The following is an 11,643-nucleotide window of genomic DNA, read 5'->3' as shown; positions in this document are numbered from 1 at the left end:
TCCTTGGTAGATGTTGGTTTAGACAACTTCATTTTACCAAAGGATTGGGTGTTTTTCGCGTTTTTTGACCAAATTCCCCAGTTAAATCAAGGGATTCTCGTGTTTTTCAAGGTGCGAAAGTTGAGTACTATACAACATCACAACATCCATTCAAGCTTGAATGCCTTTTTGTATTTTTTGTGGGCAACAGAGGCGGAATAGGCGTTGGGCAGGGCTGTTGCAAGGGACTTTAGAGAATCAATATGTGGTCGATTGGGGAACGCTGGCCCTGATCAATGCGGGGCTGGCCCAAGGGAAAAATCGTTCCGGGCTGAATTGGTTCCTTTTATCCCTTTTGTTGGGGCCGATCGCGACCTTGATCCTGTTGTTTGTGGAAAAACGTTGAGGAAAGGATGAAAGGGTTTGCCTTTCATATCGGGCAATTCACCGGGGATCAGGCTGAGGTTGCCGCACAGGGGCGCGGCTCTCCTTTTTATGTACCCAATATCCTGGATTCGATTCTATGAAACCGGCAGAACATTTTTTATCCTGAAAACGGAGTTTGTCTGCAGCGTCGAGTTCAATCGTTGAGGAGGAAGACAAAGGGTGAAGGTGGATCTCATTATCGCTCATGCCTATCTTTTGACCATGGAAGGAAAGGGCGTCGGTTTTCTGGAAAACGGGGCGGTGGCCATCAAGGGCAACCGGATTGCGGACGTGGGACCTTCGGACGAAATCCTGGCATCCTATTCGGGCGACCGGCTGATCGATGCCACCGGCAAAATCGTCATGCCCGGCCTGATTGACGCCCACATCCATACGGGGATCTCCCTGTTCAGGGGAACGGCCCAGGATATGGCCAACTGGATGCACAAGGGTTTGTGGCCGTTTATGAAGCATATGACGGAAGAAGACAGCGTAAAAGGTTCGCTGGTAAACATTATCGAGGGAATCAAGGCGGGAACCACCACCTTCTGCGACTATGATTCGCCTATGTCCCGGATCGTGGAACACTATGCCAGAATCGGGGCAAGGGCAAGAGTATGCGAGATGATCAACGAATTGCCCGGCGACATCGGCATGATACCCGTGGGAGAACTCTATCCTTTTGATCCGGCGATCGGGGAGAAAAATCTAAACGCCAACATCCGGCTGTTCGAGGAATGGCATGGCCGAGAAGATGGCCGCATCACCGTGCTGTTCGGTCCCCAGGGACCCGACATGATGAGCACTGAGCTCCTGCTCGAAGTAAAACGCTGGGCGGAGAAGTACGATACCAAGATCCACATGCATGTGGCCCAGGGAGACCGGGAAATCGACCAAATGGTCAAACGATACAACCAGCGCTCGATTGCGTACCTGGATCAACTTGGCTTCCTGAACTCCCGTTTGCTGGCCGTTCATCTTACCGAAGCGACTGCCTGGGAGGCCAGGCTGGTGGCCGAAAGAGGGGCGGCCATGATCTATTGCGCCGGCAGCATCGGCATTATCGACGGACTGGTGCCGCCGGTGCTGGAATTTCTGGAGGCGAGGGGAACGGCTGCCCTGGGTTCTGACCAGGCTCCCGGCAACAACTGCAACAACATGTTCAATGAGATGAAATTTGCGGCCATATTGAATAAGGTCAAGCGGGCCGACCCGCGCGTCTTCCCGGCATGGCGGGCGTTGCGCCTGGCGACGATCGAGTCGGCGAAGGCGATCGGGCTGGACCATGAGATTGGCTCGCTGCGGAAGGGCAAAAAGGCGGATCTGATCGTCATCAACCTGCAAGAACCCAATTTGTCCCCCGTGATTCTGGAACCGGTACGCAATCTCGTGCCGAACCTGGTCTATGCGGCCAGGGGGCATGAGGTGGAAACGGTCATTATTGACGGTCGGGTCATTATGGAGAACCGGGTGCTGCTTACCGTGGATGAAAAACAGGCCCTCGCCGAGGCGCAGGAAGCGGCCAACCGGATCAGTGAACGCGCCCGCGGGGACCTTCTGAAGACGGAGAGCGATGTCCTGAAGATGATGCGGGAAGGGTATCTGTAAATCCAAACGGCTGGGGCTGTCCGAGGGACAGCTCTCTTTTTTTGGCAGGCTGGGTTAAGCACCTCTGACAAATGATAAAAAATCTAAATTGATAGAATTGTAGAGATACGGTATAATAGTTAACTCTTTTCTATGGAAATAAATGATTCAATATTTACAATAGTGGTGTTTCGTATTATATTTTGCTTATGCGAATGGATATGATTCCGTTTCATAGAGTCATCGCGATCCGATGGAGAACATGACGACAGGAGGAATGTTTATGGTGAAGGTTCAAGTGCAGGGAGAGTGTTGGTTTCCCTCGGAAAAGACATTTTCCGAGGAGATGAACGACATCTGGGGAGATTGGTACTGCGATTCTGAAGTGGGCACGTTGCGCGCTGTCCTGATGAGGCGGCCCGGAAAAGAGATCGAGTTCGTCAAAGAGTCCAATTATTCGCAATACCGCTGGAAAGCGCCGATGAACCCGGAACGGGCCAGGGCCCAGCAGGACGCGCTGGCGCAGATCTATCGCGACCATGGCGTCACGGTGCACTATGTGGAGGAGCAGCGCGAGGATCGCCCGAATGCTTTGTACATGAGGGATTTGGTATTGATGACGCCGGAGGGTGCGATTGTTTGCCGGCCCGCCATCGCCGCCCGCCGCGGGGAAGAGCGGTATGCCGCACAGGCTTTGGCCCGGCTGGGTGTGCCGATCATTAAAACCATCAACGGGGACGGCTATTTTGAAGGAGCCTGTGCGATGTGGGTGGATCGCCATACCGTCATCATCGGAACAGGAGCGCGGGCCAACCGGTCCGGTGCGGCGCAGGTGGAAGCCGAATTGCGCAATATCGGTGTCACGGACATCATCCATTTTGAGATTCCCTACGGACATGCCCATCTGGACGGCTTGATCAATCTTGCCGACCGGAAGACGGCGGTGCTGTTCCCGTGGCAAGTTTCCTATGATGTCGTCAAGGCCTTGCTGGACAAGGGTTTCCATATCGTGGAGGCCACCAATATCGAAGAGGTTAAGGGGAAGCTGAGCCTCAACTTCGTGGCCCTGGAACCGGGGAAAGTCGTCATGCCGGCGGGCTGTCCGGATACAAAAGCCAAAATGGAAGATGCCGGGATTCAGGTGATCGAGGCCGAAATGGACGAAATCCTGAAAGGATGGGGCGCCATCCATTGCATGACCGTCTTTCTCAGACGGGATCCGATTTCGCAATAACAAACAATAGACCGGGCCAAAGATTTTCTCTCCAAGGTGCTCAATCATTAAACCGGGAATGGAGGAAGCGGCATGAAAAAACACCCCCACCCTTGTATGACGGCTGTGATGCGGCGGGATCCGGCATGAACCGTTTTCATTGGAACACGCCGGAGAAGATCAGGGAACTCATCCTGGAACTGGTTGGCGTTCCCAGCGTCTCCGGTACCGCCGGCGAAGCTCGCATGGCCGATTACCTGATTGGCATCCTGAAGCGCATGCCATACTTCCAGGCCCATCCGGAATACGTGCAGAAACATCCCCTCCCGCACGATCCCCTCTCCCGCTCCTTTGTCACGGCATTGGTAAAGGGACGGAAACCCTCGCCGAAAACAGCGATTCTCCTGAGCCATTTCGATGTGGTGGGCGTGAGCGATTTCGGCCCGTATGCCCCCTTCGCCTTTCAGCCGGAAATCTATACGGAAAAGATTAAGGCGATCATGGATACCCTGGAGGATGAGGTAAGGGAAGATTTGCGGACGGGAGATTGGCTATTCGGCAGAGGCGTCATGGACATGAAGGCGGGACTGGCCATTCAGTTGGCGGTATTAAGCCAATTTGCATCCGATGAGGCGTTCTGCGGCAATCTGTTGCTCGTCGCAACCCCGGATGAGGAGCGCAATTCCGAAGGGATGTTGGCTGCGGTTCCCGTCCTGAACCGGATCAAGGAGGAGCACGGTCTGGAGTATCAAGTCTGTATCTGTTCCGAGCCCAGCTTCTCCGGGTATCCTGGAGACAAGTCCAAGTATGTCTATACCGGTTCCATGGGGAAATTGCTTCCCCTCGTTTACGCCGTGGGGAAGGAGACCCATGCGGGCGAACCTCTGGAAGGCCTGAACGCGGCGTGGATGGTGGCGGAAGCTGTGGTCCGGATGGAGTTGTCCGGCCGATTTGCCGAGCAGTGGGAAGGTGAGCAGACTCCGTTGCCCACCTGCCTGAAGCTCAGCGATTTGAAAGAGGAGTATAACGTGCAAACGCCCAATGCCGCCTACGCTCTCTTCAACGTCCTGACGATGAGGCAGACGCCCGGGGAAGTGCTGGCAAAAGTGAAAGAGGCGGTAGAGGCTGCAGCCCGTTCCATCGCCGAACGGCAAAAGCGGTTCCGCCCTAAAGTCTTCTTTTTCCATGAACTTGTGGAACGCGGCAGGAACCGGTTCGGCTCTTCCTTTGAGGAAGCGCTGCAGCGCGTGATTGACCAGGGAAGGGTTGCGAACGCGGATCTCCGGGATGTATCGGTGCAGCTGGCCGATGAAGCGAGCAAATTTTTTCTCGCCGACGTTCCCTTTTACCTCATCATGCTCGCGCCGCCGTATTACCCGCATGTTTATTTGAACGACACCCATCCCAAGGAACGCAGGCTGGCTTCGGCGATGGAAAAGGTCGTGGAGGAGGCGCGGCGGCATGGAGAGACGGTAAAAATCGTCCGGTATTTCCCTGGTTTGTCCGACATTTGTTATTGCCGCGTGGTTGATGCCGATCAGGTTCTGGAACCTTTGCGGCAAAACATGCCGCTCTATGGGAATTTATACAAACTTCCGTTTCAGGACATGGTCGACCTGAACCTGCCGGCCGTTAACATCGGTCCATACGGTAAGGATGCGCACAAACGCACGGAAAGGCTGGAGTTGCATTATTCCACCACGGTCGTGCCGGCGATGCTGGTGAAGGCCATTCGATACCTGTTGTACGAAGATGAGCGTTCGTGATTTTTGGGAATCGAAAGATGCGCGCTTTGAATCTGGTGCTATCAGTTTCAAAAAGGATGGATATCCGGTTCGAAAAGCCGAGGCCCGTAACTGGACCTTGGCTTTTCTTATATTTCTGTCAGCAAATGGGCAAGCAGAGCAGAACGGAGCGGCAACGCATCAATCAGGACATGCTCGTATTCGGCGTGCGGCCCGTCACCGACGCCCCCCAATCCGTCCAGAGTTGGGATTCCCAAGGCTGCAGTGAAGTTTCCGTCGCTGCCTCCCCCACGGCAGCTTCGGTCAGATTGAAGCTGAGAGAGGCAGCGATCCGACGAGCGGTCTCAAACAATTGGCCGATCGCGGCGGTCCGTTCCATCGGCGGACGATTCATACCTCCGGTAACCTCTATGAAAGCGCCTTTCAATTTCGGCTGCAAGTTGCGAAGATAATTTTCCATGCGTTCTGCTTCTGCATGTGTGGCCACCCGGAAATCGATCTCCGCTTCCGCCGTATCCGCCACCTTGTTGCCGCGTGTTCCTCCGCGAATGACTCCGACGTTCACGGTAGTCCCTTTCTCGTAGTCCGTAAGGCCATGCAGGGCCAAAATCTGGCGAGCCAGTTCCTCGATTGCGCTCACACCTTTGTCATGATGGTTGCCTGCGTGAGTAGCGATTCCTTTTACTTTCAAGCGAAAGATGCCAATCCCTTTGCGAGACGTTTTCAAAGCGCCGCTGTTGGCGACAGCCGGTTCGGGAATCAGCGCAACCTTGCTTTTTCGCGCCTCCGTCTCAATCAACGGCCTGGAGGTGACGCTTCCGATCTCTTCATCGGTGTTGCAGAGAAATACCACCTTTTTGTCAAGGCGTACGCCAAGTTCCTTCAATGCTTTTAATGCCCAAAGCGATTGGATGATGCCACTTTTCATGTCCAATATTCCCGGGCCGTACGCGCGGTTTCCTTCCACCCTGAAGGTGAGCCTCCCTTCCTCCCAAACGGTGTCGATGTGTCCCACAATCTGGATTTGTTCTGTCTCTTCACCGAAGGTGAATTTCAGATGATTTCCAACGGTTTTCTGAGGAATGATTTCACCATGGACCCCAAGATGCTGGAAAAAAAAACTCCTGTACGATTTCGCCGCAGCGGTCGACCAGATCTTTTCGATTCGAGGACGATTCGGCCTTGACCAACGTTTCTAGGTTTTGTAGCATTTTGGCCTGATTTTCCAGCAGATAGCGTAGAATATCAGACATGTTGATGCTCCTTCCTCCAGAAAGATGATTTTTGTAGAAAAAGTAAAGCAAATTTGATGCCAATTATGATGTGAGATAGATTGGCTTGGTACAAAAATTGCATGAAGATCTTGGTTAAAGAGATTTACGAGAATGTTAGGAGGGTGTGCAGGATGAAAATAGTATATGTATTGCCCGGCCCGGTCAGCAGAACGGAAGCGGGGAAGAAAGAGATGGAACGCCGCCTGTCCATACTTCGTTCCTATGCTTCTCCGGGCACTCAGGTGGATATCGTGGACGTCGACGAGGGACCGGCTTCGATTGAATCCGTGTATGAAGAGTATCTGAGCATCCCGAAAACCGTGGACAAAATGCTGGAGATGGAAAAACAGGGCTATGATGCGGCGATCCTGGGCTGTTACGGGGATCCGGGCCTGGATGCGATCAGGGAAGTGACGAATAGGATGGTTGTGGTCGGTCCAGGAGAAACAGGGATGCATGCTGCGGCCATGTGCGGCTTCCGCTTTTCCATTATTACTGTCACCCGCAGTATCGTGAACGCATTATACCACCTGGCGGAGAAAGCAGGACTGGAGAAGAAACTGGCATCCGTCCGTGCAATTGAGATCCCCGTTCTTGAACTTGCGGCAAATAAGGAAGAAACCGTGAAAAGACTTGTGGAAGAAGGGCGAAGGGCCCTTGAGGAAGACCGGGCCGATACGTTAATCCTGGGCTGCATGTCCATGGGCTTTTTAAATGTTGCGGAAGAGATGTCGGAAATCCTGGGCGTCCCAGTTATCAATCCCGGCAGGGTGGCGCTCAAAACGGCAGAAGCTTTGGCAAGCTGAGGATTGGTCCATTCCAAAAAGGCTTACATGACGCCGCCCAAAATTGCGTCTGGAATCTTTTCGTCATCCAAGGATCTCCTTGTCAAAAAGAGCTAGGATTACGGGCAAGAGAAATTTTCCTATTGTTTTCCGGCTCGGGAAGAGAAAGCTTTCTCTTCCTTTATTTTTTGTGAATTTAACCAATTTTTTACCTTGCGGAAATGATCCCCCAATGATTACACCATGATATAAATAAGGTTGATTTAGGGTCAGGTATTGGGGGGAAATTGGATGAAAAGGCCTAAGATTCTGCTTGTGACCAAAGATCGCAGAACCTATCGCGTATTCTATGAACAAATTGCCGATTTTTTTCAGGATTCGAAGTGGCCATATACCATTAACGGGATACACTTGGTCGTCAACCAGACGCCGATCGAAATCGGCCGGGAGAAAGCGGGGGTTGTGACCGCTTTTCAGGATGTAACCAAAATACAACAGTTGGAACAGGACTTGCGCAAGGAACTGCAGGCCAAGGGTCTTTCCGCCAGATATTCGGTCGCCCATATTGTGGGAAACAGTGCCAGGATTCAGGAAACGCTCCGCATTTTGCAAAAGATTGCCAAAACGGATCAGACGGTATTAATTTTGGGGGAAAACGGAACAGGGAAAGAGCTGTTTGCCCATTCCATCCACGATCTTTCCCCGCGCAGGAATGGGCCCTTTCTTCCGGTGAATTTTGCCGGGCTACCGGAATCGCTGGCGGAAAGCGAACTTTTCGGCTATGAGGAGGGGGCGTTTACCGGGGCGAAAAAAGGGGGAAAACCGGGTTTATTTGAATTGGCCCACAACGGCACGATTTTCCTTGACGAGATTGGCGATGCTTCGCCGGCTTTGCAGGCTTTGCTCTTGAGAGTCCTGCAGGAAAAGCAGGTGATGAGAATCGGCGGGCGGCGGATGATCCCGATTAATGTGCGCGTCATCGCTGCGACCAACAAGGACTTGAAGAAAATGGTGGAGGAAGGGAAATTCCGCCAGGACCTTTTTTATCGATTGTTTGTCCTTCCGCTGCGGGTTCCTCCCCTGCGGGAACGAAAAGAGGACATTCCGCTGCTTGTCGATCATTTTCTTAAAGAATTTTGTACGGCAAAAGTCTACATTGCGGATGAAGTGATGGAAAACTTGGTTGCGTATCATTGGCCGGGTAACATAAGGGAATTGATCAGCGTCATCCAATATATGACCAGAAAAAATGAAGTTGGCACGTTTTTTGCTTATAAACTGGTACGAGTCAATTTTTTAAAAAAGGAGACATTTACCGTGCATATTGCCAGAGTGGAGGCAAAGGTCATCCGGACGCCGTTTCACGGCAGTTTTAAAACAACCTATGGGGAAATGGCTCCCTATCAGGAGCACCTGATTGTCAGAATTACCACGGATTCTGGGCTGACTGGGATTGGCGAGGCTTCTCCCTTGCCGTTTTTTACGGGAGAGACGGCGGAGACGATGAAAATTGTCGTTGAGAGGGAGCTGGCTCCGGCAATTCTGGGAAAAAATATCTTTTTCCTGCGCGAGATTCACAGGATCATGAATCGCGTGCTTGGCCAAGCAAGCGGGGCCAAATCCGCCATTGACCTCGCGTTGTGGGATCTGCAGGGGAAAATGTTGGCTTTGCCCGTTTGCCATTTGTTCGGCGGGGAGCCTGGAAAACCGGTTCCCGTCGCCTACGTCCTCGGCGATGATACGCCGGATGCGATGGCGCGGCAAGCGCGGGAAAAAGTTTCCCAGGGTTTCAATACCATCAAGATTAAAATCGGCAGCGATCCCAAAAAGGATATTGAAGCGGTGGCAAAAATCCGAGAAGCGGTTGGACCCGGGGTAAGGCTCAGGGTAGATGCCAACCAGGGCTATACGGTAAAAACGGCGGTTCAGGTCATTCGGGAAATCTCCCGCTATGCCATCGATTACAGGGATTGAATGTGTCTTGATCAGTCCGTGGGATACCCTGGCCGGAACCTATGCCGGTCTGCACCTTTCCACGATCCTTCCGGGCGGTCATGCGCACGAGCTGGTGGGTCCCTGTTATTTGACAGGCCATCCCTTTGGCAACCTCGAGATCAATGGAGAAATCGATTTTCCGGACCTTCCGGGATTTGGGATTGAAGACCGCTTTTCATCCATCATCGAGGGGTAATCCATGAATCTCAATCAGTGGTTTGTCGTGTTCTTTGTCAGTGCAATTCATTTTTTTGCTTTTTCCCATTGCATGGACGTCGTTCCCTTTTTCGTGGAAATGAAAGAGGTGTATCAAGTCGGATACGCGGAGATAGGCGGGCTGGTTTCCGCATTCTTGCTAGGATATGCGCTTTTTCAGATTCCGGCCGGTGTGCTGGCCGACCGCTATTCGCCAAAAAAGGTTGTATTGGCAGGACTGGCCGCGATGATGGTGTCCTCCCTTCTTTTGGTGATGACAAAATCGTTTCTGGTGGCGCTGGCTATGCGGTTTATCATGGGTGCATCTTCAGCCCTTCTTTTCTCACCGGGGATCAAGCTGATTTCCGAGTTTGTTCTCAAGGAAAGAAGAGGGTTGAGCGTCGGCATGATGGAAGGGGCGGCCGGGATGGGGATGCTGCTTACACTGACGATCTTTCCCCTGCTCTCCGTCTATTGGCCGTGGCGGTATCTGTTCCTGGCCCTTTCTTTATTTATGCTGCCCTTGTTGCTGTTATTTTGGAAACTTCCCAGTGAAGCGGAAATGGAGAACCGGGAGAGGGACGATCCTCCGATTCCGGATGGCCGGGGAGGGAAGGGCAATGCGGCAGCGCGATGGTTCGAACCGGTTCGGAATGCCAGGGTGCTTCGCTTATTGGGAATCGCCTTTTTCGGCTTTTTTTGGCCTCTATGCCTATCTGGCCTGGTTGCCCACTTATCTGACGGCCGTAATGGGGTATTCGAAACAGGAGGCAGGCTGGATCATGGCGCTGGCGATGATCAGCCAGGTGATCATGGCGCCGGTATCAGGCAAAGTTTCCGATTGGATGGGGCAGCGAAAGTTGACGCTGGTGATCGGAACCGGCGTATTGGCCTTATGTACGGTCTGGTTGTTCGGACTGCAGGATTTGGGGATACATCTAAACGCGCTCTTGATCGGGATGGGCATTTCCTGGTCGATGGCCCCCATGCTCACCTTGGCCACGGAAGTGGTCCATGCGCGAATGACCGGATTTGTGATCAGCCTGATGAATACCTTGGGACAAATCGCCTCGGCCATTTCCGGATACTACTACGGTTTGCTGTTCGACAGGAGCGGTGATTTCCGGATGATCTGGCTGAGCTGTTTGGCGGCGTTGATGATTCGCATCTTGTTATGTCTGGGAAATTGGGAGAAGGGGGAAGGGATGCAGGTTGCCGAGAATGGAAAACATCTACCTGCTTGAGGCCATGAACGGTATCGTCAATACCCGCCGCTATCTTGATCGTCCGATTCCGGAAAGGATAGAAGAAGAATTGTTTTATGCCTTTTCCCTGGGGCCGTCCATGGCCAATACGCAGCCATGGGAATTGATCGTAACGGCAGGGCAGGAACAGCGCAAAAAGGTTGTGGATGCTACGCTGGATCCGTTTTTAACCGAAGGAAGTTATGGCGGACAACCCTGGATTGCGGAAGCTCCGCTCTTGTTTGTGGTCTGTATTGAAAAAAGGCGGGCCTTGGCCAGGTTGGGCGAAGCGGGGATGACGTTTGCCATGCAGGATGCATTCGGCGCGATTCAGAACTTTCGTTTGCTGGCTGCCATGCATGGATTGTGCACCGCGTCTGTTCGGGAATTTGATGCCGGGCGCTTGCGGGACAGCCTGGAGCTTCCGTGGTACATGGAGCCGGTGGCCATCATCACCGCCGGGTACAGCGAAGAGGAAAAGGAGATCCCTCCGCGGCTGCCGATATCCGAAATTGTACACAAGGGGAAGTGGCAATGAACCCACATGCGAAACCAATTCCTGCCATTAAACTCACCTTTTCCGGTTATTATGCCCAAGGAGCCAACCACCAGCACTGGATAAAAAATGCCGGCGTCATCATTGTTGCCTGCGCCAACTTGAAGCGGACGACGGCCCGGTATGGTGAGCCCGGTCGGGAATGGGCTCTGCTAGATGCGGCGGCAGCCATTCAAAACATGCTTCTGACTGCGATCGCGCTGGGATTATCCGGTTGTTGGGTCGGCGGATTTCATGAAGAACAGCTGCAGCGGCTGTTAAACATCCCGCCCTATGTGAAACCGGTTGGCTTGTTGCCGTTGGGCTATGCGGCGGAAAAACCGAAACGCAAGAACAGGATGCCTTTAAAATGGGTGACTCATAAAAATCGCTACAATTTTCCATATTTCCTGAATCCGTGACATATGGGCGGGATTGGTTTAAATGTTTGCCACATGATGACTTATAGACATTAAAATGATCACAAAATATTTGATTATCACCTTAAATACCTATATATTCCAGCCCATCTCCCGCTCAGCAGATTTCGATGGCATGCCAAAGACGCCCTGGTCACAGGGCGTTTGAGTGACAGGTCAAATGTCTGGGCGAGGTTTAGGCAAAAGCCTGATAGAGCCGTTTAAACGGTGTTAACCAAGCCCGTG

The 11,643-nt window shown here is 52.6% G+C and carries 10 protein-coding genes and 2 pseudogenes; 11 read left to right on the top strand and 1 reads right to left on the bottom strand.

The annotated features are described in order from the left end of the window. The 5 genes from IEW48_RS17205 to IEW48_RS15210 all read left to right on the top strand — a co-directional run. On the top strand, positions 1–201 hold a 201-nt coding region (locus IEW48_RS17205), incomplete at its 5' end, for a hypothetical protein (protein ID WP_229704080.1). A 16-nt stretch (positions 202–217) separates the two neighbouring features. Then, positions 218–385: a hypothetical protein gene (locus tag IEW48_RS15225; RefSeq protein ID WP_188624513.1), complete on the top strand. Its 168-nt coding sequence runs from the start codon at positions 218–220 to the stop codon at positions 383–385. 200 nt (positions 386–585) lie between these two features. Then, a complete protein-coding gene (locus IEW48_RS15220; RefSeq protein WP_188624512.1) occupies positions 586–2,013 on the top strand; it encodes an amidohydrolase family protein in 1,428 nt (475 codons plus the stop codon). Positions 2,014–2,275: 262 nt separating this feature from the next. Beyond that, complete coding sequence (locus IEW48_RS15215; protein WP_188624511.1) at positions 2,276–3,226, top strand: dimethylarginine dimethylaminohydrolase family protein; 951 nt, start codon at positions 2,276–2,278, stop codon at positions 3,224–3,226. 125 nt (positions 3,227–3,351) lie between these two features. Next, positions 3,352–4,971, top strand: a complete 1,620-nt coding sequence (locus tag IEW48_RS15210) for a M20/M25/M40 family metallo-hydrolase (protein WP_188624510.1) — start codon at positions 3,352–3,354, stop codon at positions 4,969–4,971. Between the two features lie 107 nt (positions 4,972–5,078). Here IEW48_RS15210 and IEW48_RS17785 read toward each other — a convergent pair. Further along, positions 5,079–6,203: pseudogene (locus tag IEW48_RS17785) on the bottom strand (M20 family metallopeptidase). A gap of 152 nt (positions 6,204–6,355) precedes the next feature. Between IEW48_RS17785 and IEW48_RS15200 the strand changes: the two are divergent. From IEW48_RS15200 to IEW48_RS15175, 6 genes and pseudogenes are all read left to right on the top strand, one after another. Continuing rightward, positions 6,356–7,030 carry an aspartate/glutamate racemase family protein gene (locus tag IEW48_RS15200; protein ID WP_188624509.1) on the top strand — a complete coding sequence of 225 codons (675 nt, stop codon included), beginning with the start codon at positions 6,356–6,358 and terminating at the stop codon, positions 7,028–7,030. Between the two features lie 270 nt (positions 7,031–7,300). Beyond that, positions 7,301–8,983: a sigma 54-interacting transcriptional regulator gene (locus IEW48_RS15195; RefSeq protein WP_188624508.1), complete on the top strand. Its 1,683-nt coding sequence runs from the start codon at positions 7,301–7,303 to the stop codon at positions 8,981–8,983. Next, positions 8,961–9,200: a hypothetical protein gene (locus IEW48_RS15190; protein WP_188624507.1), complete on the top strand. Its 240-nt coding sequence runs from the start codon at positions 8,961–8,963 to the stop codon at positions 9,198–9,200. The genes IEW48_RS15195 and IEW48_RS15190 overlap by 23 nt, the downstream gene beginning before the upstream one ends. Before the next feature lie 3 nt (positions 9,201–9,203). Continuing rightward, positions 9,204–10,443 (top strand): annotated as a pseudogene (locus IEW48_RS15185) (MFS transporter). Further along, positions 10,421–10,981, top strand: a complete 561-nt coding sequence (locus IEW48_RS15180; protein WP_188624505.1) for a nitroreductase family protein — start codon at positions 10,421–10,423, stop codon at positions 10,979–10,981. The pseudogene IEW48_RS15185 and the gene IEW48_RS15180 overlap by 23 nt, the downstream one beginning before the upstream one ends. Beyond that, the gene (locus IEW48_RS15175; RefSeq protein WP_188624504.1) at positions 10,978–11,400 is read left to right on the top strand and encodes a nitroreductase family protein; all 423 of its coding nucleotides are present in this window, start codon (positions 10,978–10,980) and stop codon (positions 11,398–11,400) included. The genes IEW48_RS15180 and IEW48_RS15175 overlap by 4 nt, the downstream gene beginning before the upstream one ends. The last annotated feature ends 243 nt before the right edge of the window (positions 11,401–11,643 follow it).

The sequence above is a fragment of the Caldalkalibacillus thermarum genome, assembly GCF_014644735.1.
GTDB lineage: Bacteria > Bacillota > Bacilli > Caldalkalibacillales > Caldalkalibacillaceae > Caldalkalibacillus > Caldalkalibacillus thermarum.
This window is presented reverse-complemented; position numbering and strand designations above follow the sequence as displayed.